At 62.0% G+C, this 26,519-nt stretch carries 21 protein-coding genes, 2 tRNA genes and 3 pseudogenes; 15 read left to right on the plus strand and 11 right to left on the minus strand.

Features of this window, described 5'->3' with window-relative positions:
- Nucleotides 1-180 precede the first annotated feature (180 nt).
- Nucleotides 181-2,097: a threonine--tRNA ligase gene (thrS, locus tag OMP40_RS02875; protein WP_277528949.1), complete on the minus strand. Its 1,917-nt coding sequence runs from the start codon at nucleotides 2,095-2,097 to the stop codon at nucleotides 181-183.
- A gap of 516 nt (nucleotides 2,098-2,613) precedes the next feature.
- Here thrS and OMP40_RS02880 point away from each other — a divergent pair.
- From OMP40_RS02880 to OMP40_RS02910, 7 genes are all read left to right on the plus strand, one after another.
- Nucleotides 2,614-3,315 carry a response regulator transcription factor gene (locus tag OMP40_RS02880; protein ID WP_277528952.1) on the plus strand — a complete coding sequence of 234 codons (702 nt, stop codon included), beginning with the start codon at nucleotides 2,614-2,616 and terminating at the stop codon, nucleotides 3,313-3,315.
- A gap of 359 nt (nucleotides 3,316-3,674) precedes the next feature.
- Complete coding sequence (locus OMP40_RS02885; protein ID WP_277528953.1) at nucleotides 3,675-4,619, plus strand: sensor histidine kinase; 945 nt, start codon at nucleotides 3,675-3,677, stop codon at nucleotides 4,617-4,619.
- 290 nt (nucleotides 4,620-4,909) lie between these two features.
- Nucleotides 4,910-5,998: a glycosyltransferase family 39 protein gene (locus tag OMP40_RS02890; RefSeq protein WP_277528955.1), complete on the plus strand. Its 1,089-nt coding sequence runs from the start codon at nucleotides 4,910-4,912 to the stop codon at nucleotides 5,996-5,998.
- Nucleotides 5,995-6,732 carry a glycosyltransferase family 2 protein gene (locus OMP40_RS02895; RefSeq protein ID WP_277528958.1) on the plus strand — a complete coding sequence of 246 codons (738 nt, stop codon included), beginning with the start codon at nucleotides 5,995-5,997 and terminating at the stop codon, nucleotides 6,730-6,732. The genes OMP40_RS02890 and OMP40_RS02895 overlap by 4 nt, the downstream gene beginning before the upstream one ends.
- A complete protein-coding gene (locus OMP40_RS02900) occupies nucleotides 6,722-7,108 on the plus strand; it encodes a DUF2304 domain-containing protein (RefSeq protein ID WP_277528961.1) in 387 nt (128 codons plus the stop codon). The genes OMP40_RS02895 and OMP40_RS02900 overlap by 11 nt, the downstream gene beginning before the upstream one ends.
- Nucleotides 7,105-7,449, plus strand: a complete 345-nt coding sequence (locus OMP40_RS02905) for an EamA family transporter (RefSeq protein WP_277528964.1) — start codon at nucleotides 7,105-7,107, stop codon at nucleotides 7,447-7,449. The genes OMP40_RS02900 and OMP40_RS02905 overlap by 4 nt, the downstream gene beginning before the upstream one ends.
- Before the next feature lie 207 nt (nucleotides 7,450-7,656).
- A complete protein-coding gene (locus tag OMP40_RS02910) occupies nucleotides 7,657-9,243 on the plus strand; it encodes a stalk domain-containing protein (RefSeq protein ID WP_277528968.1) in 1,587 nt (528 codons plus the stop codon).
- Between the two features lie 229 nt (nucleotides 9,244-9,472).
- Here the strand turns inward: OMP40_RS02910 and OMP40_RS02915 are convergent, their stop codons facing one another.
- The 3 genes from OMP40_RS02915 to OMP40_RS02925 all read right to left on the minus strand — a co-directional run bounded on the left by OMP40_RS02915 (nucleotide 9,473) and on the right by OMP40_RS02925 (nucleotide 10,591).
- Nucleotides 9,473-9,937 (minus strand): MarR family winged helix-turn-helix transcriptional regulator, encoded by a 465-nt coding sequence (locus tag OMP40_RS02915; protein ID WP_277528971.1) that lies wholly within the window; start codon nucleotides 9,935-9,937, stop codon nucleotides 9,473-9,475.
- Between the two features lie 143 nt (nucleotides 9,938-10,080).
- Nucleotides 10,081-10,156: transfer RNA gene (locus OMP40_RS02920), tRNA-Lys, on the minus strand.
- Nucleotides 10,157-10,515: 359 nt separating this feature from the next.
- Nucleotides 10,516-10,591 (minus strand) — tRNA-Lys (locus OMP40_RS02925).
- Between the two features lie 193 nt (nucleotides 10,592-10,784).
- Between OMP40_RS02925 and OMP40_RS02930 the strand changes: the two genes are divergently transcribed.
- Nucleotides 10,785-12,740, plus strand: a complete 1,956-nt coding sequence (locus tag OMP40_RS02930) for an ABC-F family ATP-binding cassette domain-containing protein (protein WP_277528973.1) — start codon at nucleotides 10,785-10,787, stop codon at nucleotides 12,738-12,740.
- A 138-nt stretch (nucleotides 12,741-12,878) separates the two neighbouring features.
- On the opposite strand, the gene OMP40_RS02935 is transcribed toward OMP40_RS02930, so the two are convergent.
- Nucleotides 12,879-13,802: a copper amine oxidase N-terminal domain-containing protein gene (locus OMP40_RS02935; RefSeq protein WP_277528974.1), complete on the minus strand. Its 924-nt coding sequence runs from the start codon at nucleotides 13,800-13,802 to the stop codon at nucleotides 12,879-12,881.
- Between the two features lie 203 nt (nucleotides 13,803-14,005).
- Here OMP40_RS02935 and def point away from each other — a divergent pair, with 203 nt between their 5' ends.
- The 5 genes and pseudogenes from def (at nucleotide 14,006) to OMP40_RS02950 (ending at nucleotide 18,389) form a co-directional block, all read left to right on the plus strand.
- A complete protein-coding gene (gene def, locus OMP40_RS02940; protein WP_277528977.1) occupies nucleotides 14,006-14,533 on the plus strand; it encodes a peptide deformylase in 528 nt (175 codons plus the stop codon).
- Between the two features lie 258 nt (nucleotides 14,534-14,791).
- Nucleotides 14,792-16,360: pseudogene (locus OMP40_RS41120) on the plus strand (Npt1/Npt2 family nucleotide transporter); the annotation flags it as partial.
- Nucleotides 16,361-17,384: 1,024 nt separating this feature from the next.
- A pseudogene (locus OMP40_RS41125) lies at nucleotides 17,385-17,498 on the plus strand (hypothetical protein); the annotation flags it as partial.
- 154 nt (nucleotides 17,499-17,652) lie between these two features.
- Nucleotides 17,653-18,039 (plus strand): pentapeptide repeat-containing protein, encoded by a 387-nt coding sequence (locus tag OMP40_RS41130; protein ID WP_420871890.1) that lies wholly within the window; start codon nucleotides 17,653-17,655, stop codon nucleotides 18,037-18,039.
- Nucleotides 18,006-18,389: a cyclic nucleotide-binding domain-containing protein gene (locus tag OMP40_RS02950; RefSeq protein ID WP_277528983.1), complete on the plus strand. Its 384-nt coding sequence runs from the start codon at nucleotides 18,006-18,008 to the stop codon at nucleotides 18,387-18,389. The genes OMP40_RS41130 and OMP40_RS02950 overlap by 34 nt, the downstream gene beginning before the upstream one ends.
- Nucleotides 18,390-18,414: 25 nt before the next feature.
- On the opposite strand, the gene OMP40_RS02955 is transcribed toward OMP40_RS02950, so the two are convergent.
- From OMP40_RS02955 to OMP40_RS39690, 3 genes are all read right to left on the minus strand, one after another.
- Nucleotides 18,415-19,053: a hypothetical protein gene (locus OMP40_RS02955; RefSeq protein ID WP_277528985.1), complete on the minus strand. Its 639-nt coding sequence runs from the start codon at nucleotides 19,051-19,053 to the stop codon at nucleotides 18,415-18,417.
- A gap of 93 nt (nucleotides 19,054-19,146) precedes the next feature.
- Complete coding sequence (locus OMP40_RS39685; RefSeq protein WP_338131001.1) at nucleotides 19,147-19,677, minus strand: FAD-dependent oxidoreductase; 531 nt, start codon at nucleotides 19,675-19,677, stop codon at nucleotides 19,147-19,149.
- A gap of 188 nt (nucleotides 19,678-19,865) precedes the next feature.
- Nucleotides 19,866-20,516, minus strand: coding sequence for an FAD-dependent oxidoreductase (locus tag OMP40_RS39690; RefSeq protein WP_338131002.1), 651 nt, complete (start codon nucleotides 20,514-20,516; stop codon nucleotides 19,866-19,868).
- A 114-nt stretch (nucleotides 20,517-20,630) separates the two neighbouring features.
- Here OMP40_RS39690 and OMP40_RS02965 point away from each other — a divergent pair, with 114 nt between their 5' ends.
- Nucleotides 20,631-21,704, plus strand: a complete 1,074-nt coding sequence (locus OMP40_RS02965; protein WP_277528988.1) for a LacI family DNA-binding transcriptional regulator — start codon at nucleotides 20,631-20,633, stop codon at nucleotides 21,702-21,704.
- Between the two features lie 139 nt (nucleotides 21,705-21,843).
- On the opposite strand, the gene OMP40_RS02970 is transcribed toward OMP40_RS02965, so the two are convergent.
- From OMP40_RS02970 to OMP40_RS02980, 3 genes and pseudogenes are all read right to left on the minus strand, one after another.
- Nucleotides 21,844-22,929, minus strand: coding sequence for a Gfo/Idh/MocA family protein (locus tag OMP40_RS02970; RefSeq protein ID WP_277528990.1), 1,086 nt, complete (start codon nucleotides 22,927-22,929; stop codon nucleotides 21,844-21,846).
- Nucleotides 22,910-23,947 carry an AraC family transcriptional regulator gene (locus OMP40_RS02975; protein ID WP_277528991.1) on the minus strand — a complete coding sequence of 346 codons (1,038 nt, stop codon included), beginning with the start codon at nucleotides 23,945-23,947 and terminating at the stop codon, nucleotides 22,910-22,912. Before OMP40_RS02975 ends, OMP40_RS02970 begins: the two co-directional genes overlap by 20 nt.
- Nucleotides 23,948-23,953: 6 nt before the next feature.
- Nucleotides 23,954-24,947, minus strand: a pseudogene (locus OMP40_RS02980) (Gfo/Idh/MocA family protein).
- A gap of 196 nt (nucleotides 24,948-25,143) precedes the next feature.
- Here OMP40_RS02980 and OMP40_RS02985 point away from each other — a divergent pair.
- Nucleotides 25,144-26,352, plus strand: coding sequence for a M20 family metallopeptidase (locus OMP40_RS02985; RefSeq protein ID WP_277528994.1), 1,209 nt, complete (start codon nucleotides 25,144-25,146; stop codon nucleotides 26,350-26,352).
- Nucleotides 26,353-26,519: the final 167 nt, after the last annotated feature.

Genomic DNA, 26,519 nt, shown 5'->3' on the forward strand with positions numbered 1-26,519 from the left:
CAGGCGTTCCCCTCTCCGCAATTGAAAGCCCTTGTCTTCGATACGCTAAACGAAAAAAAGTAAGCAATTCTATCTATCTCTCTAGAACTATAGGATAGGAATAAATGGATTACAACGAAAAAATTTCATTCCGTATATAAGAGAAAAAGCCCCGCCGTTGCGCGCGGCGGGACTCCAATACTAATCGATTAAATTTTTGGCCCTGATCTCTCTCGCAAGCCTTGCCGCCAGCGCTTCGACCGTCATCTCCTCCGCATCCCCGCTGCCCCGTTGCCTAACCGACACCGTGCCGCGTTCGCGCTCTTTTTCGCCGACGACGAGCATGTACGGCACCTTCGCGAGCTGCGCCTCGCGGATCTTGTAGCCGAGCTTCTCGCCACGCAGATCGGCCTCGACGCGGATGCCGGCCTCGGCCAGCTCGCGCTTGATCCGCAACGCATCGTCGGCGAACGGGTCCGAGACCGGCAGCAGCTTCGCCTGCACGGGCGCCAGCCAGAGCGGGAACGCGCCGCCGTAGTGCTCGGTCAGCATCCCGATGAACCGGTCGATCGAGCCGTAGATCGCCCTGTGAATGACGACCGGCCGATGCTTCAGGCCATCCTCGCCGACGTACGACAGATCGAACTTGTCCGGCATCTGGTAGTCGAGCTGAATCGTGCCGCATTGCCAGCTCCGCTTCAGCGCGTCGAGGATGTGGAAGTCGATCTTCGGGCCATAGAAGGCGCCGTCGCCCTCGTTCACCTGGTACGGCAGCCTCAGGCTGTCCAGCGCGTTCTGCAATCCCCGTTCGGCCTCGTCCCACGTCTCCGCCGTCCCGAGATAGTCGTCCGGGCGCGTCGACAGCTCGATCCTGTAGTCGAAGCCGAACACGCGGTAGATCTCGTCGATCAGCGCGATCGTCCGCTTGATCTCCGCCTCGATCTGGTCCTGGCGCAAGAAAATATGGGCGTCGTCCTGGCAAAACGTGCGCACCCGCATCATCCCGTTCAAGGCGCCGGAAAACTCGTGCCGGTGCACCTGGCCGAACTCGGACAGCCGGATCGGCAGCTCGCGGTAGGAGCGCAGCTCGTTTTTGTAGATCAGCATATGACCCGGGCAGTTCATCGGCTTCAGCGCGAATTTCGTGTCGTCCACCTGCGTGAAGTACATATTGTCTTTGTAATGATCCCAATGTCCCGATTGCTCCCAGATGCGGTTGTTCATCATGAACGGCGTGCGAACTTCGTCGTAGTCCCGCTTGCCCTGGATCTCGCGCGAGAAGTTCTCGAGCTCGGTCCGGATCGTCATCCCCTTCGGCAGGTAGAACGGCATGCCCGGCGCTTCCTCGGAGAACATGAACAGCTCGAGCTCCTTGCCGAGCTTGCGGTGATCCCGCTTCTTGGCTTCCTCCAGCATGCGCAGATGCTCGTTCAGATCGGCTTCCTTGGGAAAAGCAGTGCCGTAAATGCGCTGCAGCATTTTGTTTTTCGCGTCGCCCCGCCAATAAGCGCCGGCCACGCTCATCAGCTTGAACGCCCTGATGCGCCCCGTCGACGGCAGATGCGGTCCCCGGCACAGGTCGGCGAATTCACCTTGCTCGTAGACCGTAATGACGGCTTCCGCCGGCAGATCCCGGATCAGCTCCAGCTTCAGCGGGTCCGCGGCAAACCGCGCCGCAGCCTCTTCCCGGCTCACCTCGTGGCGGACGATCGGCAGGTCCTCCGCGGCGATCCGCGCCATCTCGCGTTCGATGTCGGCCAGGTCGCTCTCCGTCAACGATCGTTCCAGATCGATGTCATAATAGAAGCCGTCCCGAATAACGGGCCCGATTCCCAGCTTGACCGCGTCCGCGCCGCCGTATAAGCGACGAATCGCCTGAGCCATCAAATGCGCCGCGCTATGGCGGTAAACGACGATTCCATCGGGGTCGTCAAGCGTCAAAATCTCGACCTGCGCATCGCCTTCGATCGGCGTGCCGAGGTCGACCGGCTTGCCGTCGATCTTGCCTGCGATCGCCCGTTTGCGGAGGCTCGGCCCGATAATCCCGGCCAGCTCGCCGACGGTCGTGCCGCCGACCACCTCTCGTTTTTTTCCGTCAGCCAACGTTACCTTTACCATTGCACAAGCCTCCTTAAGATGTATTTGAACGCAAAAAAAACGCACATCCCCCCCAAGGGACGAGTGCGTTCAGCTCGTGGTTCCACCCTAATTCGACCTGCGCCGCACACGCGTCGGCAGCATGCCGACCCATGACGGGCAAAGTCCTCATCGGTATCCGGTAACGGGGATAAGACGGTATCGCCTACTGACGCGGCGCCGGGCGGCGGCACGCGATTTCGACGCTACGGCTGCAAAGGGGTAATCCGCTTCCGGTATCCGCAGAGGCTCGCACCTTGCACCTCTTTCTCTGGCCGGTCCTTGAAGGGGATCTTGTCTTTGGTCGTCGCCTGAATAGCTGGGATTGCTTGGCGTTAATTATAGGCCTCAAAGCGCTCCGGGTCAACCGTCCGTCTGCGGCCATTTCTGTCTGCCCCTCGACAAAGTTTAAGCATGTCTTAAGAATTGCCGCATCGGCCCGTATGCTATATTGGGAATATCGGATTCAGGGAAAAGCTTGCCGCGCAGGAGGAAAAGATGGCTGTCAGAGGAACGATATTGCTGGTCGACGACGAAAAAGAAATCATCAAGCTAATGGAAATTTACTTTGTGAACGAAGGCTACACGCTGCTTAAAGCGTCGGACGGAATTGAAGCGCTGGACCTGCTCGAGCGGCATCCGGTCGATCTCATCATCATGGACGTCATGATGCCACGCATGGACGGCATCGAAGCCTGCATGCGCATCCGCGAGACGCGCGAGCTCCCGATCATCCTGCTGTCTGCCAAGAGCCAGGACATCGACAAGATCGCGGGCCTCAGCATCGGCGCGGACGACTACGTGACGAAGCCGTTCAACCCGCTGGAGCTGGTGGCTCGGGTGAAGTCGCAGCTGCGCCGGTACAAGCAGTTCGGACGGTCCGACGCCCGCGACGAAGCACAGATCGAGATCGACGATCTCGTCATCAATACCGCCACGCACAAGGTCACGGCCGACGGCGAGGAAGTCAAGCTGACGCCCCGCGAATTCGCCATCCTGCGGCTGCTCGCCGTCAATCGCGGCATCGTGCTCAGCATGGACAAGATTTATCAGGAGGTATGGAACGAACCGTTCATGGAGTCCAAAAACACGGTCATGGTCCATATCCGCAAGCTGCGGGAGAAAATCGAAAAGGACCCGCAGGCTCCCCGTTATATCAAGACGGTGTGGGGCATCGGATACAAGATCGATCCGGATTAAGTGGGGGGGCGGCACGGACGCAGCAGCCCCGTCCTATTTTCGAATAGAAGGAAGCGTGTCTCGACTTATGCCCTTTAAGCTCGACTTCAAATGGCTGCGCACGGTCCGCTGGAAATTTCTTGCCGCCGCGCTGGCCGCCGCCGCGCTGAACGCAGCGACGCTGTACGGCTTGTATTTGCTCGCCGAATATTTGATCAAGCTCCCCTTCTTTCATCCGCCGATGGCGCTCGTCATCAACCGCATCGGCTCTACGCCCGTGCTGGTCGCGCTCGGAACGATCCTCTTTTTTCGTCTATTATTTTCTGTTCAGCCGCAGCACGATCCGCCGACTGGAGGAGCTGGACGCCGCGCTGCGCGGCATGGAAAACGGCGAGCTCGAACAGGCATCGCTCACGCCCGCGAACGACGAGCTCGGACAGGCAGCAGGCAGCATCGACAGGCTCGCCAGGAAGCTGGCCGACTATCTGGAGCGCATCACGGAGGGTTTGCAGGCGGTAGCCGGCGGCCAATTCGAATATCGCATCGAGATCGATCGTTCGTACGGCGACTTCGCCCGTATCGCCGAGAGCATCAATGCGATGGCGGAGCAGCTGGATCGCTCGATTCGCGACGAGCGGCACGCCGAGAAGACGAAAAACGATCTCATCACCGGCGTGTCGCACGACCTTCGAACGCCGCTCACGTCCATCCTGGGCTTCCTGGAGGTCATCGAGCAGGATCGATACAAAGACGAGGTCGAGCTGCGCCATTACGTCAATATCGCCTATGAAAAAGCGCGTTCGCTGAAAAAGCTCATCGACGATCTGTTCGAGTATACGCGTATCGGAGGCGGCATGCCGCTCGCCTGGACGAAGCTGGACCTGACGGACCTGCTGCGTCAGCTCGCGGAAGAATTCGTGCCGATCCTCGAGAAGGCTTCGATGACCTGCCGTCTGGCCGCGCCGGAAGCGCCGCTCGTCATCGAAGGCGACGGCAACCTGCTGGTGAGAGCCTTCGAAAATCTGGTCTCCAATGCAATCGCACACGGCAGCGGAAGTCCTTATGTGGACATTCAGATCGAACGCCGGGAGGATATCGCGCTGATCCGCGTCATCAACTACGGCGAGCCGATTCCCGCGATGGATCTTCCGTTTATATTCGACCGCTTTTACCGCGGGGACCGCTCGCGCGCTTCCGGCGGGACGGGTCTTGGGCTCGCTATCGTCAAGAGCATCGCCGAGGTGCACGGCGGACGCGTCCAGGCCCGCAGCGACAGGAGCCGGACCGCGTTCGAGATCGCATTGCCCGTCGCGCGCAGCTTATAACGCTCATAACATCGTCAGCTTTTGTTAAGGATTTGATAAGCTTTCGTGCAGGCGTCCGTTAAGATTCCTCTACTATACTTGCTTTCGATAGCAAGGATACGAAGAGGAAGGGGATACATAGGCATGGAAAGGTTAGCGCCATCCCGAACGCCGGCATTCAAGCCGGCGCTTGCCATCGCGTTTGCGTTCGTTTTCGCGTTAGCCGCTTTTTTTAAGATTCGATTTTTTTAACCTCCGTCACACATCACGTTACCCACGACACCGTCTATTACGACAAGATGATCCGCCAATTGATCGAGAACGGCGTTTACGGCTACAAAAGCGAGACGCCAAACGCGCAGGTGCCGCCCGGCTATCCGCTGTTCATGGCCGCAGTATACAAGCTGGCCGGCTATACCGAGCACGATCCGTACCCTTCTATTCGTTATGCACAGGCGGTCATGAGCCTGGCGACGATCGCGATCGCTGCGTACATCGCGAACCGGCTCGGCGGCCCGATCGCCGCGCTCGCGACATCGGCCGCTATGGCCGTCTACCCGCCGTTCATCTGGGCCAACGGGGCCATCCTGACGGAGACGCTGGCCGCCTTCCTGCTGCTCGCTTACCTCGCGCTGCAGCTCGGCGCGCTGAACAAGCTGACGCCAGGCGCTTCCATGCTGGCGGGAGCCGCGCTCGGGCTCGCGATGTTGGCGCGATCCGAGTTCGCAGTCCTTCTGCCCTGCTCCTACTTTCTGCTCTGGCTCATCATCAAGGACACGCGCAGTACCGCCAAGCTTCTGCTCTGCGCCGGGCTTGGCACGGCGCTCGCGCTGTCTCCCTGGGTTCTGCGCAACGTCGTCACCCTCCACAAGCCGATCATCGCGTCGACGCAGGTCAATCCTTTCGCGGCCGGCACTTATCCGAACAAAAACTACGATGACGGACTCGTCGACCGCCACGGCAAGACGCAGATGGAGGTCGCCAAAGAGCGCCTTCGCATCGGGTTCACCCAACATACGGGGACCTACGTCAAATGGTATACCGTCGGCAAGCTGCGCGCCATTTATGGCCGCATGTTTTTCGGCTCCGGGCACTCGCCGATGTACCTGGACTTTCCGTTCAGGCAGCCTTTTCACGTCGCCATCGTACTCGGGGGGCTTGCTCTCCGGCGCGCTGCTGCTTCGCAAACGTCGCAGCTCCGCATGGCTTCCCGCCGCCTTTCTGGCCACGATCTCGGTGACGCGCCTGGCTTTCGTGCCCGAGTACAGATACAACTTTACGGCGATGCCGATCCTCATCGTGCTGGACGGGCTGCTGGTCGCCGCGCTGGCCGGCTGGGCGCTGAAGCGCGTTCGCGGCGCCAAAGACGCGGGCCCCGGGAAGGAGGCCGCCGCGTATGAAGCAGGCTGAAACGCAGGCCGAACTGCTCATCATCGTCCCCGCCTTTAACGAGGCGGAGGGCATTCGCGGCGTTCTCGCCGATATTCGAAGCTATATTCCGGATGCCGACATCGTCGTCGTAAACGACGGGTCGTCGGACGCGACCGCCGCGGAAGCCGCCGCCGCCGGAGCCGCCGTGATTACGTTAAGCTGCAACCTGGGCATCGGCGGCGCCGTGCAGACCGGCTACCGCTACGCCGCGGAGCGCGGCTACCGCTTGGCCGCGCAGATGGACGGCGACGGGCAGCATTTGCCCGAGGAGATGGGCCGCATGCGCCTCGCCCTCGCCGGCAGCGGCGCGGACATGGTCGTCGGCTCGCGCTTCGTCGAACGGCGGGGCTTCCAGTCGAGCCGCGTCCGCAGGATGGGCATCGCGTTGCTCGCCGGTCTGCTGACCCGGCTGCTTGGACGCGAGGTTACCGACCCGACGTCCGGCTTCAGATTGTGCGGACCGAGGGCGATCGCGCTGTTCGCCGCCGATTATCCGACGGACTACCCCGAGGTCGAAGCGCTCGTCGAGATGGACAACGCGGGCTTGCGCTGCGTCGAGGTGCCCGTCGTCATGCGGGAGCGGCGGACCGGCACGTCCAGCATTTCCCCGTTCAAATCCGTTTATTACATGTGCAAGGTGACGGTCGCCGTGCTGATCGCGAAGACGCGCAAAAAGAAATGGAGCGTCCGCTATGAAACTTAATCTGTACCTGCTCAGCTTCCTGCTCAGCGCATCCTTCTTCATCGTCCTCATCTATATGATTCGCGGCCGCAAGCTCAGGGAGCAGTATGCGCTGCTCTGGCTGGCGCTCAGCGCCATCATGATGACGCTGTCGCTATTCCCTTCGGTCGTCGACCGCATGGCTCGCCTGATCGGCGTGGCTTATGCGCCGTCGCTCCTGTACCTGCTGGGACTCGTGTTCGTCCTGTTTCTGCTGCTGCATCTGACGATCGCGGTATCCGCGCTGACGCGCCGCGTCATAACGCTGACGCAGACGCTGGCGCTGCTGGAGCAGATCGACAGGCCCTTCGAAGCCCGGTACGTCCGGCAATCGCCGGACGAAGGCGGGCTCTTATGAGCGGTTTATTGCTCGCGGTCAACATCGTCCTGCTGGCAGCAGGTCAGCTTTTCTGGAAAAAAGCGATTTGGGTCGCCGGTGGCATCAGCCTGCGAAGCTTGCCGGGGCTGTTCATGTCTCCCCTGTTCCTGATGGGGGCGATCTGCTACGGCGCCGCGACGCTGTCCTGGATCGCCGTGCTGTCCCGGATGCCGCTCAGTCTCGCCTACCCGCTTCAAAGTCTGACCTACGCCATCGTCATGCTGGCTGCCTGGCAGCTGTTCGGAGAGGCCGTGCCCCTGAGCCGCTGGATCGGGGCCGGCATCATCCTGGTCGGCGCCTTCGTCGTCGGCCTGAAGTAAAGAGAGGAGAAATACATCGCATGAGATTGGCAAAATGGAGTTTGGCCGCACTGCTCTCCGCCGGTCAGACGGAGGTCTTGGCACCGTCGTCCGCCCGGACGGAGAGCCCGGCATTGGAGAGCGGCGCGGCATTCGATACCAGTAACGCGTCAGGCAAGCTTTTCTTGACCGTCGGCAGCGCGAATGCCGCGTTTGAAGGACGGAATTATGAGGCTGCACGTCCGGTCGTCGTCAAAAAAGGGCGTGACCTACGTCGCGCTCCGCTTCATGGCGGAGCGTCTGCAGGGGTCGCTGTCGGCGGATCCCGCGACGGGCGAGACCGTGCTGTCCGCCAGAGGCATATCGCTGAAGTACAAGCCGGGGAGCAAGCAATTTAAAGTCGATGGCGCTGCGCGCGCGATGAACGGCGCGCCGTATGCGGACCGTTACGTCTTGATGGTGCCTTTGACCTCGATCGCGCAAGGCTTGAATCTGCCGCTGTCCGCGTCCGGATCGTCGCTTGTCCTGCAGCTCGGCGCTCCCCATGCGCTGCCCCAAGCTTACTTCGAGATGGACAAACCATCGTACAAGATCGGCGAGCCTGTCCAATTTTTCGACCTGAGCACGGACGCGGAAGGCGCGATCGTGACGCGCAGCTGGACAGGGAAGCAGGCCGCTTATTTTGAGCCAGGCGACTTGACGGTCACGCTCACGGTCAAAGACCGCTACGGCTCGATGTCCGCCTACAGCCGCACGATCCATATCGAAGACAAGGCGCTGTACACAAAGGAGACTTTCGATTTGCTGTATGCGCCGGTCGGACAGAACATCGCGGTGGACGGCGTCGGCGTGAAAACGATGGAAGCACTCCCTTACTCCTATCGTACGGAAGGCCCAATCCTGCTCCGGAGCAGCGGTCCGGAGACCGTTTACGAGGAGGGCATTCTATACGGAGACGTCGCTACGGGGCCGGTTCGCTTTCTGCTGCATCATAAAAACGGCTCCGGCCGTAAAATGAAGCTTCATATTCTGGCGACGAACGCCGGCGCGGCGGCGGCCACGCTCACGCCGGGACCCGCGGGCGCTGCGGGCCCGACCATCGCTCCCGGTCAAGCTGGAAAGATGTCGCTGGCGAGGTATTTGAGCGCGCTCGAAGCAGGCGACGCTGATCCGGCCATCCTGCTCGAACCGGGCCAAAGCGCGCTGCTGTTCGATAACTTGGAGTCCCTTCCGGCCATGCCGGACGGCGATGTCGTGACCTTCACGGGCGAAGTCGGCAGCGACGCGGAGATTCGCTATACCGTCCTGATAACGACGGAGGGCCGCGATCCGCTCCTCTCGCTGCCGAATCTGCCAGCGCTCGACCCCAGGGAGTGGATCGTGCGAGGCACATTCGAAGGCGCGACGAGAACGTTCGACTATGCGGAGCCCGTCGGCGGCCGCATGGTCAAGCTCTCGCTGACGGACAACGCGGCGGACCCGTTCCAGGAAGGAACGGACGGCATTCTGAATACGGCCGCCGTCAACTCGGGAAACTACGGCTTGCTGTACAGGGTCAAGCTGCGCAAAGTCGCGCCGCGAACGCTGATCGTCTTCAATCCCCGCGGCGGCATGTATGCGGGCGCGGCGCTCGTCAACGGCCGGACCGTGACCTTCTCCCACCTGGGCGCCGCCGGCATCCAGAACGAAGCAAGCGTGCTGTACCGGACGGGAGACGCCGAAGAGGAAGTCGACATCGCGATCAGCCCGGCAGCCGGCAGCAACCTGCCGTTCTGCCTGTTGTTCGTGCCGATGCCGGATGCGTCGGGCGGTTAGGGCCCTTTCGAGCGGTTCGCGGATCGGGACTGCGGACTGCGGGCTGCGGGCTACGGGCTGCGGGCTACGGGCTACGTGCTGAGGGCTGCGGGCTGCGGGCTACGGGCTACGGGCTACGGGCTGCGGGTTGCGGGTTGCGGGTTGCGGGTTGCGGGTTGCGGGTTGCGGGTTGCGGGTTGCGGGTTGCGGGTTGCGGGTTGCGGTCGGGACAGCGGTTCGTTTACCGCCTTCAGCCCTTCTGCTCCTCTCCCATCGCCACGGCATGCAGCCCGATTCGCTTGAGCAGCTCGGCGAGTACGCGCTTCTCCTCCGCCGAGACGACGGACAGATTGCGCGAGATCATGGCCGCGTGCTTCGGGAAAATATCGTCGAACAAGTCGCGGCCTTCGTCCGTCAGCACCGCGTTCGAAGTCCTGCGGTCCTCCTGGCTTTGCCTCCGCTCGACGTAGCCCTTTTTCTCCAGCTTGTCGATGACATACGTGATGCTGCCGCTCGGGATCTCCAGCCGCTCGCTGATCTTCTGGATCGGCTGCGGCCCCTTGTTGTACAGCAGCTCAAGAATCATGAAGTTGTCCGGGCTGAGTCCATGGCTCTCGATATCCCGGCCGACATTGCTGAAGATCGCGCGCGACGCGCGCGACCAGATGCGGAACAACCGAAGATCGTCCGCCGTACCGTCGTCCATCGTCTCCATATGCAGCTGCCTCCCGTTTGCTAAACGTTCGTTTGTCATAGGGAAATCCTATTCTTAGGATAATCAAAAGTCAAGCCGCGAACCAAGCAAACAACGCAAAAAGAGCAGTGACGATAATCGTCGCTGCTCTTGAACTTTAGAGGTGGTAGGCCCTGTGGGGATCGAACCCACGACCCGTTGATTAAGAGTCAACTGCTCTGCCAGCTGAGCTAAGGACCTGTAAAGAACTTTTATAATATAACACAGCTGGGACAGGAATGCCAAGCTTTTTCGAAAAAAAATTTTGAGGGACGAATCCGCCAGCGGATCGCAGCGCGCATGGGTACATTAGCGATGCGCCGCATCCTTATCCGCCGCTCAGCCAGCTTCCGGGCAACTTAACGATGTGCGACATCTCTATCTGGAGGCAAACCGTCTTTGCGGGCACGATAGCGATATGCCGTATTCTTAAATCGCACGCAAAGTTCCTCATCGGCTAAATAACGATACGCGAACGTCTTATTTCGATCCGTACGCCGCTCAGGCAAAATAAAAAAGAGAACGGAGCGAAATCGCCGCCGTTCTCGTCGTTTACGGGATGGTAGGCCCTGTGGGGATCGAACCCACGACCCGTTGATTAAGAGTCAACTGCTCTGCCAGCTGAGCTAAGGACCTGTAAAGAACTCTTATAATATAGCACGCCACTTCCCCGCATGGCAAGTCCAATCCCAAAAAAAATTTTCGACTGCCGGACAAAGGCCCTTTAAGTCGATGCGCACGGCCCGTAAGCGGTCGTTGACGGGAATATGGTATGATACGTTTAATTCCTGTCATCTCCTATATAAATATAAAGCGAGTGGTAACGTTCATGGCTACGATCCTTACGGTCGAACATTTGACGAAAAGCTACGGGGACAAGGTCCTCTTTGAAGACATCTCCTTCGGCATCGAGGAAGGCGACAAAATCGGCATCATCGGCGTGAACGGCACCGGCAAGTCGAGCCTGTTGAAGGCAGTCGCCGGCCTTGAGCCTGCCGACGCGGGCCGGATCAGCGCGGCGGGGCGCACGCGCATCCGCATGCTCGCGCAGGATCCTGCTTTCGCGCCCGGAGAGACGGCGCTCTCGCATGTGCTCGGCGGCGATTCGCCGCAGCTCGCCGCGCTGCGCGCTTACGCAGCCGCGCTCGAAGCGCTGGAGCGCGAGCCCGAGCGGGCCGGCCTGCAGGAGAAGCTGATCGCGGCCAGCCAGCGGATGGACGAGCTCGACGCCTGGACAATGGAGACCGACGCCAAGACCGCACTGGCCAGGCTCGGCATCACGAGCTTCGAGATGCCCGTCGACACGATGTCCGGCGGCCAGCGCAAGCGCGTCGCGATGGCGGCCGCGCTCCTCCAGCCGTCCGATCTGCTCATCCTGGACGAGCCGACCAACCATATCGACAACGAGTCGGTCGCCTGGCTCGAGAGCATGCTCCAAAAGCGCCGCGGCGCCCTGCTCATGGTTACGCACGACCGTTACTTCCTGGATCGGGTGAGCAATCGAATCCTGGAGCTGGACCGCGGTCGCGCCTTCTCCTATGAAGCGAACTACAGCCGCTTTCTGGAGCTGAAGCTCGAACGCGAGGAGCGCGAGGCGGCTTCCGAGGCGAAACGCAAAAACCTGCTGCGCAATGAGCTGGCCTGGATCCGCCGCGGCGCGCAGGCCCGCTCCACGAAGCAGAAGGCGCGCATCGACCGGTACGAGGCGCTGAAGGCGAACGCGCCCAAAGCATCGGCCGGCAAGCTCGACATTTCGATCGCCTCCTCCCGGCTCGGCCGCAAGATCGTGGAGCTTGAAGATGTGTCCAAGCGTTACGGCGATCGCACGCTGATCGACGGCTTCAGCTATACGGCCGTGCCGGAGGACCGCGTCGGCATCGTCGGCCGCAACGGTACCGGCAAGTCGACGCTGCTCAAGCTGATCGCCGGCCGACTGCAGCCGGATGGCGGCTTGGTGGAGCTCGGCGACACCGTCCGGATCGGCTGGTTTTCCCAGGAGCACGAGGAAATGGACGAGAGCCTGCGAGTCATCGAATATATCCGCGAAGGCGCGGAGCAGATCACGACGGCGGAGGGCGAACAAATCTCGGCCGCGCAAATGCTGGAACGCTTCCTGTTCCCGCCTTCGGCGCAGTGGACCCCAATCTCCAGACTGTCCGGCGGGGAAAAGCGCCGGCTGCAGCTGCTGCGCGTACTGACCGAAGCGCCGAACGTACTGCTGCTCGACGAGCCGACCAACGATCTGGACATCGCGACGCTGTCGGTGCTCGAGGACTATCTGGATGACTTCCCCGGCGTCGTGTTCGTCGTCTCGCACGATCGCTACTTCCTCGACCGGACGGTCGATCGCATCTTCGGGTTCGAAGGCGGCGGCGTCATCCGGCAGCATACGGGCAACTATTCGGATTATCAGGCGTATGCGGAAAAGCAACAATCGCTCGAAGCTGCGGCACAAAATACTGCGACGGCGAAAAAAACGGCTGCGCCAGCTCCGGCTGACTCGGCTTCCGGCGGTGCCGCCGACGCGCGCGCAACCGGCAAAGCGCTGAAAATGTCTTACAAGGACCAAAAGGACTACGAGCAAATCGACGGCTGGATCGCCGAGGCCGAGGCGCGAATGGCCGATCTGGGCAGGCAGATGGAGGACGCGGCAAGCGACTCCTACCGGCTGCAGCAGCTCACGACGGAGCTGTCCGAGCAGGAGGCCAAGCTGGATGGCCTGCTCGAGCGCTGGACGGAGCTGAACGAGCTCGCCGAGGCGATCGCCGCGCAGAAGAAAAACTGAAGGCGGAATCGACGAAGGACCGGATCGATCGCGAGATCGCCGGTCCTTTTGTAGGGTGAAGGATATATCCGATAATCTAATCCAACTCAACTTTGACTGCCGTATAAGACGATGTCCACATGCCCGCTATCCAGGCCTTTATATTTTTCCCGACCGTCCCTTGACTGAACACGGGCTCTGATTCTGCTCCGTCCACGAGCAGCTTTGCGTCCTCAAAAAGCGAGACGACAAGGGGGGTATTCTCTCGCTACGCCGCGAAACTCCCCCCGACACTTCGATCGTTTTGCGATCCTGGTCGACTTTCGTTACGACGCCTCGAATGTCCGGGTCGCGAGTGCAGCATTCGACGACATCCAGCTGTAATGGAAATTCCTCGCCCGCGATCCGGTACATCGCAGCCCTGACGGCGGCGAGCTCCGTATCGCCGAGCTTCCTCTCCACATCCCCGTAACTCCGGATTTGTATCGCCACCCGCCCGTTTACAACGTCGCCGCTCAGCGGCATCACGCCCATACCGTCCATGAGCTCTTCATGGCGCTCGAAGACGGCTTCCATCCAATGCGCCAGACGCTCGTCGGGCGATTGCTCTTCCTTTTCGGCTCTTTCATAATGTACGCGCACGGTCAAAGCGGGTTTGCTTACCGCAATGCTGGCGCCGAGCGGCAGACTCACCGGTCTGAGCGGGACATACAGCGTACCGGCGCTCATCGAAGCAGGCTGGCTTAACAAATAATTCTCGCCGTTAAAGACGAATTGGGAGGCGCCCGTCGTGATCGTGGCGGTTGAGCCGTCTAACGTCGCAGTCGCGGTACGCGTGCTGTCGTCCCAACTCACCTGCCCGCCAAGCGCGGCAAAAAAAGCACGAAAAGGCACGACCGTCTGTCCTTTCCAAAGCTTCGCAGGGATCCGGACGCCCGCCTCCTCGCCGACGGTCACGATCACCTGGACCGGCGTTTGAGCTGCGGCGCTCGTGGCAAGCGCGGGAACGGCAGCGGCCGAAGCGATCCCGGGCAATGACAGGAGCAAAGCGGCGATCGCCATCCACAACAACCTATGTTTCATCCTCCTCGTCCCCCCGCCGTTTCTGGTAGTGACTCCAGCATAGATGGAATTTTTAAACATAACAAGATGTCGATTTCCGTTTTTTTCATCGATAAATAGATAAATCGACTCAGATACGTCGTGCTCGCCATGCGTCCGACGGTTCACAAAACCGCGGCCGGACGGTAAAATAAAGCTATATTTGGAAGGAGCGGAGAACGCGAATGACGATTCGAACGATACTGCCGTTCGGCGATGAGCTGCTGCGGAAAAAGTCGAAGCCTGCCGACGGCATCACGCCGCGCATCGAGAAGCTGCTGGACGACATGGCGGAAACGCTGTACGCGACGGACGGACGAGCCGGACTGGCGGCGCCGCAGATCGGCATTTTAAGGCGGGTGATCGTCATGGACTGCGGCGACGGGCTGATTGAGCTGGTAAATCCGGAGATATTGGAAATGAAGGGCGAGCAGGTCGGCGCCGAAGCGTGTCTGTCCTTTCCCGGCTATGCGGGCATCGTCAAGCGGGCCAACGAGATCACGATCACGACGCTGAGCCGGCAAGGCGAGACGGAGACGATCCATGCGGACGGCTTTTTGGCCCGCTGCATCCAGCATGAGATCGACCACCTCGACGGCATCCTCTTTATCGACCGCGTTCACGGCGCCACCCTGTACCACGAGGAAAACGGGGACAAAATCTCGATCCATCAAGTGAGGAAAATCGCGGGTCCGCCGCCTGAAGGCCGCTAGCCCTTTAATGACTTCCATTCCAAGCCTCCAAAGGGGAATACCCGTCTGATTGCCAACAAATTCAGTTCCATGCTCGGCCGGTTCGCCGGCCAGGGAGCGGGGAACGGCGGCGAGTACGCGAAGGTTGCGCTGCTGTTCCTCTATTTTTTCTGCACGGTCGCCGCCTCCATTCTGGGCAGAACGGCCGCCGACGCGCTGTTCCTAAGCCGTTTCGACAACGCCGCGTTGTCCGGCATGTATTTGCCGCAGGCGGCGACGATGATCCTGACCAGTCTCGTCTTCCAGCGGTACGCCCACCGCGTCCGGATCGAGCGCCTGCTCTTCGGACTGCTCCCGACCGTCGCCGTCCTCATCCTCGTCTCCCGTATCGGCGTCGGCCTCGAGCTGGGCTGGGTTTTCCGCACGATTTATGTCGGCTATGACGTGTTTAACTTTCTGATGATCGTCTGCTTCTGGCAGTTCGCGACCTCGGTGCTCGACCAGCGCAAGGCAAAAAAAATGATCGGCCTGGTCGCCAGCGGCGGCACGCTCGGCACGGTGGCGAGCGGATTCGGCATCCGCGGCATTGTCCCCGTCATCGGCACCTCCAATCTCTTGTACGTATTCGCCGCGCTCGTCGCGGCCGGCCTGGCGTTCGTGATCGCGATCGACGCGCTGCGCGTCCGCGGCGTCGACAGGACGGCGAACGCGCCAGTATCCCCACCCCCGCCTTCCAAGGCGTCCGGGACTGCCGCGGGAAGGAATGACGGTCTGTTCAAAAATGTCCCCCACCTGAAATACATGATCCTGCTGGCGGCATCGGTCACGCTGTCGCTGACGCTGATCGACTATCAATTCAAGGTGCTGCTCAGGGAGACGCTGCAAAACGAAGCGCTCGCGGGCTTCATGGGCAGCTTCCAGGGCATATCCGGCATCGTCGGCCTGCTCGTCCAGGTCACCTTGTCCGGCTGGGTGCTCACGCGCTTCGGCGTTACGACGGCGCTGCTCGTCTTCCCCGTCACGCTCGCGGCCGCCAGCCTCGGACTCATTTTCCTGCCGGTGCTCGCGATGTCGGTCGTCGCCAAGGGCAGCGACAAGGTGCTCGGCGATACGCTCTACGCCTCCGCCAACCAGCTGATTATGTTCCCGGTCCCCCCGGCTTGGCGTTCCAAGGCCAAAAACTTCATGGACGGCATCGTGCGCAACGGCTCCAAGGGCCTCGCCGCGCTGCTGCTGCTCGTGCTCAGCCATTGGCTGGCGCCTTCGCAGTTCAGCTACATCGTCGCGGTTCTGCTCGGGATCGGGATCGTGTCCGGCCTCAAAATCAAGAAGGCCTACTTGCAGACGCTCATGTCGACCTTAAAAACCGGGCAGGACGATCCGCAGCGGGCCGAGCTCGACTTCATGGACCCGGCGAGCCGCGCGCTGCTCGCGGAAGCGCTGCGGCAACCCGACAAGCAGCAGGCGCTTTACGCGCTCCGCTTGCTCAAGGACATCGACGCGTTCGATCTTAAGCCGTACCTCCCCGGGCTGCTGGCCCATCCGCATCCGCAGGTCGTAGCGGAGACGCTGGAATATATCGAACGGCTGCGGCCCGCCGGCCTGGAAGCGCGGCTGCTCGAGCTGCTCGGCGCGGACAACGGGCCTGTCCGGGCCAAGGCCATCCTGGCGCTGGCATCCTACATGGACGAAGCGCACCTGGATGAGATTACCGAACGGCTTGAGGACGAATCGGCTGACGTTCGGGCGGCGGCCATTGCCGCGCTGGTGAAGTATTTCGGCATCGAAGGCATGTATCGGTCTGTCGGCGTGCTCAAGCGGCTGACCGAGAGCGAGGTCGAAGCCGAACGGATGGCCGTCGCCTCCCTGTTCGGACAGATCGGCGTCCCCAGCTTCTACAAGCCGCTGCTCGGTCTGCTGCGGGACCAATCGAGCCAGGTCGCCGTTCGCGCGCTCGACTCCGCGGCGAAGCTGCGCGTGACCGCGTGCATCCCGCCGATCGCGGACCGGCTGGCTGACGGCGGCGCGCGGCGGCACGCCATTAAGGCGCTCGCGGCCTACGAGGAGTCGGTCATCGTCCCCGAGCTGCGCGCTTACCTCGGCCGGGAGGATATCGCCGTCCACCTCCCAGCCGTCTTCGAGCGCATCGGCACCCAGCCGGCAAGGGATACGCTGCTAGACTTCTACGAATCGGCCGGCTACGCGCTGCGGGACCGCATACTCGAATCGCTGCTGCGCATGCAAAAGGAGCTGCCCGCCGTGCCGGTCGCCCTGGCCGAGCGGTACGCCCGGCTCGAGCTCGCGCTAGACGAGCAATACGGCGAGCATGGCGGCGCCCTCGCCGGCGATGCTGCCGGCTCCGAGCTGTCGGGCAGCATCGCCGAGATCCGCGCGGGCATCGTCCGACGGATCTTCCAGCTGCTCTCCCTTCTCTACGACGAGCGCGCGATGCAGGCCGTCTACGCGAATTGGACCGAGGGCGACGGCCAGCGTCAGGCCAATGCCATCGAGGTCATCGACCAGACGGTCCAAGGTTCGCTGCGAGGTCCGCTGCTCAAGCTCATGTCGGCGTCACGGGAATTGGCCCCCCTCGAAGACGGCGAATGCGGCGCCGCACTGGGCATGGCTCGCCGCGCAAGGCGACGCTTGGCTCTCGCAGCTCGCCGCGTACGAACGCGCCAGGCGCGAAGGCATCCCCGCGGATCCCGGAGCCGCGCGGCAAGTCGAGCAGGTTCGGCTGCTCAAGAAAATCAGCCTGTTCCAGGGCGTGCCGCGCGCCGAGCTGGCCGCGCTTGCGGATACGCTGCAGCCGGTGACGGCGGCGGCGGGCGACGCGATTATCCGGGAAGGCGAGCCGGGCGATTGCCTGTACATGATCGAGAGCGGCAAGGTCGGCGTCTTCAAAGGCGGCGCGCGCGTGCACGAGCTCCGGAGCGAGGAATATTTCGGCGAGATGGCCGTACTGACCCACGGCGCGAGGACGGCCACGATCGCGGCCGAGGAGGACGTTCGGCTGTGGAAACTGGACTCCGACGTCTTCTACGAGCGGATGATCGACCGGCCGAGCATGGCGGTCGAGATGATGAAGCTGCTATCCCGTCGGATCAGGGATGCGCTTGGCGCTGCGGGAGCGGGCGTAGGTGCGATTGGAGCAGGCGCGGTTGGAGCAGGCGCGGTTGGAGCAGGCGCGGTTGGAGCAGGCGCGGTTGGAGCAGGCGCGGTTGGAGCAGGCGCGGTTGGAGCAGGCGCGGTTGGAGCAGGCGCGGTTGGAGCAGGCGCGGTTAGAGCAGGCGCGGTTGGAGCAGGCACAGCGACGGCAGGCGCAGTTGGGACATCTGCGGCCGCAACCGTTGGTGCCGCGGATGCCGTCGCCTCCAGCGCGGACGAGGCGGAACGCGAAGCGGCGGCTGCCGGTACGGGACGCGCCGGCGATTTCGATGCTGCCGGTACCGAAGCGACGTCCGGCAACGCGACGCTTGTCAGGCGCGTGCTGGTGCTTCAGCAAGTGCCGCTGTTTCAGCACCTGAGCACGGAAGGCTTCCTTGATCTCGCGCAGCTCGTGCAGGAGGAAGAATACGGACCCGGCAAGACGATCTGCAAAACGGGCGAGTACGGGGATACGCTGTACGCCGTCGTCGAAGGCGCCGTCGGCGTCCGCAGGGATGGCCGCGAGATCGCGAACCTGGGAAAAGGCGAGTATTTCGGGGAGATGGCGATTATCGACAGCGGCCCTCGCTCCGCGGATTGCGTCGCCATCACCCGCGCTTCCCTGCTAGCGCTGCGGAAGGAGCAGCTGCAGGCCTTCTGTTTCCGCGACGCGCAGGTGCTTCGCGGCATGATGCGGGTGCTCTCTGAACGCCTGCAAGGCATCGCATAAACAAAAGAAACGGGATGAAGCGGCGTTATGCGCCTGCCTCATCCCGTTTTCGTTTACGTTTTTGAAGGTACTTGTTTCTACTTAGTAACTCTTTCTCCAACCTATCCCGCTCGCTACCGAAGCTGGTCCCACTCAGGAACTCTTTCGCCAACCTCTCCCGCTCGCTACCGAAGCTGATCCCACTCAGGCACTCTTTCGCCAACCTCTCCCACTCGCTACCGAAGCTGGTCCCACTCAGGAACTCTTTCGCCAACCTCTCCCGCTCGCTACCGAAGCTGGTCCCACCCAGGAACTCTTTCGCCAACCTATCCCGCTCGCTACCGAAGCTGATCCCACCCAGGAACTCTTTCGCCAACCTATCCCGCTCGCTACCGAAGCTGATACCACTCAGGAACTCTTTCGCCAACCAACCCCGCTCGCTACCGAAGCTGGTCCCACCCAGGAACTCTTTCGCCAACCTATCCCGCTCGCTACCGAAGCTGATACCACTCAGGAACTCTTTCGCCAACCAACCCCGCTCGCTACCGAAGCTGGTCCCACTCAGGAACTCTTTCGCCAACCTATCCCGCTCGCTACCGAAGCTGATCCCACCCAGGAACTCTTTCGCCAACCTCTCCCGCTCGCTACCGAAGCTGTCCCACTCAGTAACTCTTTCGCCAACCAATCCCGCCCTGCATGGAAGTTGTTTCTACCTGGAAACGCTTGTCGCACCTACGCTTGCCGGAACAAAGCTCCCCTGTCCGAAGCTGCCCGCGCGCTATTCGGCCACGGGGTCGCCTGCGCTCGGCGCCCGCTTCCCGAGCCATGCGCCTTGCTCGACCAGACGCGCTTGAAGCCAACTGACGTCGACTCCGCGGGAGGACGCGCCCGTTCGGCCCGCGATCGCGGCGGCCGTGCCTGCGGCCTGGCCCATCGCGAAGCAGTTTGGCATGACGCGAAGCGAGCCTTGGACGACGCGGTCGGCCGAAGCCGCGCGGCCGGGCACCCAGACGTTGTCCAGCCCTTGCGGGAGCAAGCAGCGATACGGCACGCCGTGGGACCGGCCCGGCGGCAGGTGCCGGATATCGATGCGGTCCTTGCTCGTCGCCATATGCACGTCGATGAAGTAGGCGTTTCGCGCGATATCGTCCGAGAAGCTCCGCATTTCCAGGAAGTCCTCGGCCACCAGCATATAATCTCCGACGATGCGCCGCGTCTCGCGAATGCCCACCTGCTCCGCCGTAGCGACGAGATGCGCGTCCTCGAACCCCGGCACGTATTTCCTTAGAAAACGCAGCTGCGTCTGCACGATCTTCCTCCCCCTCGATCGCGCCTCGCGTGAGGTCCTCGGCTTTGGTGCCGTCGATACCGAACACATGCCCGAAGTTGACGCCCACGAGCTCGTTCGACGCCCAAGCGAAGCCCGACACCTCCTTGCGGCCTTCCGGCAGATCGCCGTTCTGTTGCGCGAGCGTCACCAGCTTGCCGACTTGACCGCTATCTCCGCTCTCCTCGAGGTAAACGTCGAATCGGCGCTTGTCTACGCCGCTGAGCAGATAACACATCGTACCCGGCTGCAGCTCCCCCCTGCTCGCCCCCCTTCTGGAACGGCGCGCCGGCTCTCGCCGCAATGTCCGCATCCCCGGTGGCGTCGATCACGTAACGGCAAGCGATGGCGGACAGGCCCGTCTTGTTGGCCACCGCCACGCCTCGGACGGACTGACCGACCTCCCCTAGCAGCGCGTCGACGACGAAGGAATGGAACAGCACGTCGGCCCCGCTCCCCAGCACGGCTTCGTCGTACACGACTTTAAGCGTTTCCGCGTCGATAGGCACCCAATCGAGCCGGTCCCGATGCATCGCCAGGTAAGACTCGGAGCATCTTCGCTTCATCTCTTCCATCAAAGCCAGCCCGATCCCGCGCACGACCGGCTTTTCCTTGTCGGTAAAAGGGCAAAACGCGGGCACGAGCGACACGGTCGCCATGCCGCCCAGATAGCCGCGCTGCTCGAGCAAAAGCGTCCGAGCGCCGTTGCTCGCCGCCGCGATCGCCGCCGCGACGCCTGCCGGACCACCCCCTACCACCAGTACGTCCGTCTCATGCGCAATGTCGAGCGTTCCGTTTTTCCACGGCATCGTCTTTGCCATTTCGTCTCTCTCCTATCTCGCTTCGAATGTTTGCCTTTATTTTATGTTATTTGTATGCTTACTTTTAGCTTACGTTTATAATAAATGTAAACTCACTTCAAGGAGCAGACGCCGTTGGCCAAGCGCAACAAAGTAACGATGGAACAGCTCGCCGCGCAGCTCGGCCTGAGCCGGCTGACCGTCTCCAAAGCATTGAAGGGGCAAGCCGGGATGTCCGAGGAGACCCGCAGAACGGTGCTGGAGTTGGCCGAGAAAAGCGGCTACCGGACGAAGGCGCAGACGGAAGCGGACGCAGTGGAAAACACCGGTCCATCTTCGCCCGCCCGCCGCTTCGCGTTCGTCATGGCCGGCGAGCAAGCCGAGTTGTCGGAGATTCATATGAAGCTGCTAAGAGGGCTCCACGACAGATACCAGCCTTTGCGTCATCAGGTCGTGCCGCTATTCATGCCTGAATCCTTCGAGGGCAAAGATAGCTGGACCGACTGGCAAGAGGATAGCGGACTCGCGCACTACGACGGTCTGTTTATTCCGCCCATGCTGAAGCCCGTACAGGAGCGAATGCTCCTTGCGCTCGGGCTGCCGCGGATCTTGCTTAACTATCCCCGCCCGGGGACGAAGGCGGACAGCGTCATCTGGGACAGCTACGACCTGGTGCGCCAAGCCGTGCATCGCTTGCTGTCGGAAGGGCGCAGGAACATTCTGTTCGTCGGCAACATGCGGCTCGAAGGGCTTCGCTTGCGCTGGGCCGCCTTCCGCGACGAAATGGAGGAAGCGGGATTGCCCGCGCGCGAAGAAAATCATGTGACGACGCCGATCCACGATAGGGATCGCTGGCAAGCAGTGGTGTCTGAGCGAATCCGGTCGATCAAGCCGGACGCCATCGTCAGCGCCATCGAGCACGAGCTGCCCTGGATCGTCTATTTGTGCGGCCGCGAAGGCATCCGACTGCCCGAGGATTGCGTCGTCGCCGGCCTTGATCACGCCGAAGACGGTCCCGGACGGGACGGCGTCGCCCTCTACTATTTGCCGGTTCTCGAGACGGGCAGGCGCGCGGCCGAATTGATGCTCTGGCGCATCGCCCATCCCGCCGTGCCTTACGAGCATATACGAATTCAAGGCAGGTCCTTGCCGGATAAACCAGGAAAAAAGGGAAAGCCGGAAAAGCCCGCTAAGTCGCTCGCGGACTAGCCGGGAACGAAGCCGTCGTATTCGGCGCGGACGATGGAACGGGCCTGTCTGATGCTGAGCGGACCCAAACGCAAAAAGCCGCATCTCCGTCATACGAATGACGGAAATGCGGCCTTTCTCGTTTGTCGCGCCTAACCGATTAGTACGGCAGCTTGACCTCGACCTCGCGGCGCTGATCCGCGGAACGCAGCACGCCGTCGATGATCGCCTGCTGGATCAGGATCTGCTCGGCCGGGATCGGAGCCGGACGGCCGTCGCGCACGGCTTCGGCGAAGTCGCGGACCTTTTCGAAGAACAGGTCGAGCGAATGACCGATCAGCGGCACGGCCGTCGAGGTGTGGCCGCCGAAGTCGTCGTGATAAAGCGTCATGCTGCCGATCGCGCCGTCCCACACGCCCGACCACGGACCGGAGCCGGCCGGCGTCACCTTGAGGCCGGCATCGGTGCCGAGGAACATCGTCGCGCCAAGCGTATCCATGTGCATCGCCCAGGATATCTTGAACTGGAGTACGAGGTCGTTGTCGAAGCGGACCATCGCGACGCCGAAATCTTCGACCTCGAACTTCGAGGCTTCCTGATGGTAGAGCGGGTTCGTGCCGAAGTGGTTCGACGTGAACGCGGATACCGATACCGGACGCGGATAGCCAAGCGTGTTCAGCGCCATATCGAGCGAATAGCAGCCGATGTCAGCCATCGCGCCGGCGCCGGCGAGCGCTTTGCTGATGAACGTGCCGCCAGGCATGCCGCGGCGGCGTCCGCCGCCCGTTTCCGCATAGTAGACGTTGCCGAGGCGACCGGACTGGATGATGTCCTGCAGCAGCTTCATGTTCGGATCGTAGCGCGGCTGAAACCCGATCGACAGCATGCCGTCGTGGGTCTTCACCGTCTGCACCATGTCCAGCGCTTCTTCAAGCGTGACCGACATCGGTTTTTCCAGCAGCACCTTCTTGCCTGCGCGCACCGCGTCGACGCTCGTACGGTGATGCGATGCGTTCGGGGTGCAGATGCTGACCGCGTCGAGGTCTTGCGCGAGCAGCTCGGTATGGCTGTCGTAAGCGCCCGCGCCGACGAGCCCTTCCTTTTCGGCGAACTCGCGCGCTCTGCCGGGGATCACGTCCGCGACCGCGACGATGTCGACGAAGGGAAGCTTGCGATAGGACATCACATGATAGCGGGCGATGCCGCCCGTTCCGATAATGCCGACTTTAATTCTTCTTTCGCTCATGATGATCCGTCTCCTCTTCCGGCGCGCCTGGCGGTCTGATGCCGTGCAAGCGGCGATAAGCCGATGGCGTCATGCCGAATTTATGTTTGAATACCGGGTATAAATAATTCGGATTGCCGTAGCCGTGACCGGCCGCGATCGTCTCGACCGGACTGGACGAGCTGAGCAGCTCCTCCGCGATCCGCTGCAGGCGGACATGCTCCACCCAGTCGCGGAATGCGGTCCCGCCCTCGCTTCGGAAAATCCGCTGGAGCTGGCGCGGACTGACCTGCACCCGCTCGGCGACCTCGTCGAGCGAGATCGGCCGGGCGGCGTTGTCCTCGATGTACTGCACAGCGAGCCTGAACCGGTGGTCGTTCATGTCGCGCGCGGGAATGCTGCCGGCGGCCTCCGGCGCTGCGTGCGCGCGGGCCGCTCGCAGCAAAATCTGCACGATGTGCTGCTTGAGCGTCGTATAGAAACCGACCGGCTGGTCCTCCCACGCCCGGTAGGCGTCCAAAAACGCGTTCATCCCGTGATAGCGGTCGAGCGCAGGCACGGCGGGCATCGTCTGCAAAATCGCCAGACATTCGTCCGCCTCTCTCCGCTCAAGGGGGTCTCCCCACGCCGCATCCGCGCCGGCATCGTCCAGCCTCGTTATTTCGCAGTGGAGGCACAGTTCGTACATCGGCTCTTCCGGACCCGAACGCTGCTCATGCACGACGTCGGGCCCGGTGAGATAGAACAAGCCTTCCTGGAGCGGATAAGTCGCGTCTCCGACGATCAACGCGCCCTTGCCCTTCGGAATAAAATGAAACTCGTACTCCGAATGCTTGTGCGCCGCGATGATTTGCCCCGGCGCGAAGCTGGTCAGATGGCAGCGCAGCACCCGAATGCCGAGGCCGCCCCACCGGAACCGAAGGTCCAGCCGGTCCAGCGCGTCCCAGCGGCGCTTCATGCGGGCAAAGGCGAACGGCGGCTCGCCTGTCCGGCGCTCGGCCTGCTGCGCTTCGTTCCGGTTCGAGGTTTGGCCATTCATCGGCAATTAGCCCTGCAGATCGGACAAGCGCACGGATTTGCCTTCGGCGGCGGAGCGGTTCGCCGCTTCCATGATCGTCGTGAGGTCGAGCGCGAACGCGATGTTTTCGGTCGCTTCGGTGCCAGCTTCGATGTGGCCGACCCACTGCTCGAACGCGAACGGCAGACGGTCGCCTACCGGCACTTCCGTCCAAGCCTGTTCCGTATCCCGGTTGCTGCGAACCAGAATTTTCTCCTCGGGGGAATCCGTACAGCAGCGTGCCGTCGGTACCGTGGAGCTCGATGGAAAACGGCGAGTGGCTGTTCACGAAGCCGGCTTCCGCGATGCCGACCGCGCCGTTCGGATAAGCGAACACGGCAACGGCGTTATCCTCCACCTCGCGGCCGCTGACGAAGCCGAAGGTAGCGCTTACGGACTCGGGCAGGCCGAGGAATTTGCGTACCAGATATACCGGGTGGCAGCCCAGGTCGATAAGCGCGCCTCCGCCGCATTGTTCCTTCGAGTAGAAATGCGCGGGCAGCCAGTTCGCGGTCGAGCCGTTGTGCGACAGCCTTACGCGGGCCAGCGTCAGTTGGCCCAGCTTGCCGGAGGCGATCACTTCCAGAATCGATTGCGTATAATCGTCATAGAGACGGGGCAGGGATACCGCCAATTTAACGCCGGCATCGCGGACGGCGGCTGCGATCTCGCTTGCTTCGGACACGGTCGGGGCCACGACTTTTTCGGTGAAAATATGCTTGCCGGCGCGCGCGGCCTTCACCATGACGTCCCTGTGCATATTCGTAGGCGCGTCGACGACGACGGCGTCGATATCGTCACGCGCGAGCAGTTCATCCAGATTCGCGATAAATGGAACGCCGTACTTGGCGGCCTTCTCCGCGCCCCGATCGGGCAGTTCGTCCCAAATCGCGGCAATTTCCGTATTCGGATGGCTCAGCACCTGCTTCGTGTAATCCTCTGCGTGTACGTGCCAGTAGCTTAACATGCCGATTCGAATCATTTTGACTGCTCTCTCCCTTCAAATATACGACACTACCACAAGATAGCATGGACCAACATCCGATTTAAATGCAATTTCGTGTCATGAAGACTATAATTATGCGACATCTCCCCCTCTTCATTTTAACTGAAGTCGCGAATATGTTACACTTCGCGTTAGACGCTTTTATATGGGAAAAAGGAAAGAGGGAACCGGTATGAACGCGCAGCTGGCGCACGATAAATCGCGAATTCGCGATGCCATAGACGCTTACGCCCCGAAGCTTCGCGAGCTTGCCGCCTGCATCGCGGCGAATCCGGAGCTCGGGCACGAGGAAAAGCTGGCTTCCGCCCGCTTGGCGGAAGCGCTGGAGGCGCTCGGCTTCAACGTGGAGCGGGGGACGCTAGGGCTCGAGACGGCGTTCATCGCGGAGTACCGGTCCGCCAAGCCGGGTCCGACGGTTGCCTTGCTCGCCGAGTATGACGCGCTCCCGGAGATCGGCCACGCCTGCGGGCATCACTTGATCTGCACGATGGCGCTCGGCGCGGCTGCGGGACTGCTGCCGCTGCTGGCGGAGACAGGCGGCACCCTCCGCGTATACGGTACGCCCGCCGAAGAGACCAAGGGCGCCAAGGTGGACATGGCGGCCGCCGGTCTGTTCGACGACGTGGACGCGGCGCTTATGGCGCACCCGTACCACAGCTTCGAACGCTCCGGCTCCTCGCTCGCCATGGACGCGCTGCAATACGAATTTTTCGGCAAAGCCGCGCATGCGGCTGCCAACCCCGAAGACGGGATCAACGCGCTGGACGCGGTCATCCAGCTGTTTAACGGCGTCGGCGCCTTGCGGCAGCAGACGCGCAGCGACGCCCGCATTCACGGCATCGTGTCGCACGGCGGCACGGCGCCCAACGTCATCCCCGATTACGCCGCCGCCAAGTTCTACGTCCGTGCCAAGAGCCGTGCCTACACGGACGAGCTCGTTCGCAAGGTGAACGCCTGCGCCGAGGCCGCCGCGATCGCCACCGGCAGCAGACTGGCCGTCAGCAACTATGAATATTCGTACGACGAGCTGCGCACGAACGAAGCGCTCTCCGACGCGTTCACCGCCAACCTGATCGAAGGCGGCGTCCGGGCGGAGGAGATCGCCGGCGGCCACGACAACGGCTCTCTCGATCTGGGCAACGTCTCCCTGCGATGCCCCGCGGTGCACGGCTACGTCAAGGTCGCCGACGCTCCTTACGCGCTGCATTCGCTTGAATTCAGGGACGCTGCGCAGCTCCCCCGGGCTTACGACGGCATGGTGTTCGGCGCCAAGACGCTGGCGCTTACCGCCTACGACGTGCTGACCGACGGCGAGCTGCTCTCGCGCATTCGCGCCGAGTTCGCGTCCGCGAGCGGGAGCCGGAGCGCCGACCGCCCTTAAGCCACGCTTCTGTTGCACAATGAAGCGTCCGAAGTTCCTCTCGCCAATCCCGGCGCGGGATGCCTCGGGCGCTGTTTTGCTTTTCGACGGCGTAGTATCACACCTCTCCAGCCAACTAACAATGTGCCGCATCCTTATTCGCGCTCAGCCTCGCCCGCCCCGTCGAA

It is taken from the genome of Cohnella rhizosphaerae, from assembly GCF_029525575.1.
Lineage (GTDB): Bacteria > Bacillota > Bacilli > Paenibacillales > Paenibacillaceae > Cohnella > Cohnella rhizosphaerae.

What these genes read in the sequence shown, in the direction of transcription:
- OMP40_RS02930 (WP_277528973.1), top strand. Translation starts at nt 10,785, where the DNA reads ATGGCTACGATCCTTACGGTCGAACATTTGACGAAAAGCTACGGGGAC.
- OMP40_RS39690 (WP_338131002.1), bottom strand. Translation starts at nt 20,516, where the DNA reads ATGGCAAAGACGATGCCGTGGAAAAACGGAACGCTCGACATTGCGCAT.
- thrS (WP_277528949.1), bottom strand. Translation starts at nt 2,097, where the DNA reads ATGGTAAAGGTAACGTTGGCTGACGGAAAAAAACGAGAGGTGGTCGGC.
- OMP40_RS02985 (WP_277528994.1), top strand. Translation starts at nt 25,144, where the DNA reads ATGAACGCGCAGCTGGCGCACGATAAATCGCGAATTCGCGATGCCATA.
- OMP40_RS02915 (WP_277528971.1), bottom strand. Translation starts at nt 9,937, where the DNA reads ATGGAGACGATGGACGACGGTACGGCGGACGATCTTCGGTTGTTCCGC.
- OMP40_RS02880 (WP_277528952.1), top strand. Translation starts at nt 2,614, where the DNA reads ATGGCTGTCAGAGGAACGATATTGCTGGTCGACGACGAAAAAGAAATC.
- def (WP_277528977.1), top strand. Translation starts at nt 14,006, where the DNA reads ATGACGATTCGAACGATACTGCCGTTCGGCGATGAGCTGCTGCGGAAA.
- OMP40_RS02905 (WP_277528964.1), top strand. Translation starts at nt 7,105, where the DNA reads ATGAGCGGTTTATTGCTCGCGGTCAACATCGTCCTGCTGGCAGCAGGT.
- OMP40_RS02885 (WP_277528953.1), top strand. Translation starts at nt 3,675, where the DNA reads ATGGAAAACGGCGAGCTCGAACAGGCATCGCTCACGCCCGCGAACGAC.
- OMP40_RS02910 (WP_277528968.1), top strand. Translation starts at nt 7,657, where the DNA reads ATGAGGCTGCACGTCCGGTCGTCGTCAAAAAAGGGCGTGACCTACGTC.
- OMP40_RS02895 (WP_277528958.1), top strand. Translation starts at nt 5,995, where the DNA reads ATGAAGCAGGCTGAAACGCAGGCCGAACTGCTCATCATCGTCCCCGCC.
- OMP40_RS02935 (WP_277528974.1), bottom strand. Translation starts at nt 13,802, where the DNA reads ATGAAACATAGGTTGTTGTGGATGGCGATCGCCGCTTTGCTCCTGTCA.
- OMP40_RS02975 (WP_277528991.1), bottom strand. Translation starts at nt 23,947, where the DNA reads ATGAATGGCCAAACCTCGAACCGGAACGAAGCGCAGCAGGCCGAGCGC.
- OMP40_RS02970 (WP_277528990.1), bottom strand. Translation starts at nt 22,929, where the DNA reads ATGAGCGAAAGAAGAATTAAAGTCGGCATTATCGGAACGGGCGGCATC.
- OMP40_RS02900 (WP_277528961.1), top strand. Translation starts at nt 6,722, where the DNA reads ATGAAACTTAATCTGTACCTGCTCAGCTTCCTGCTCAGCGCATCCTTC.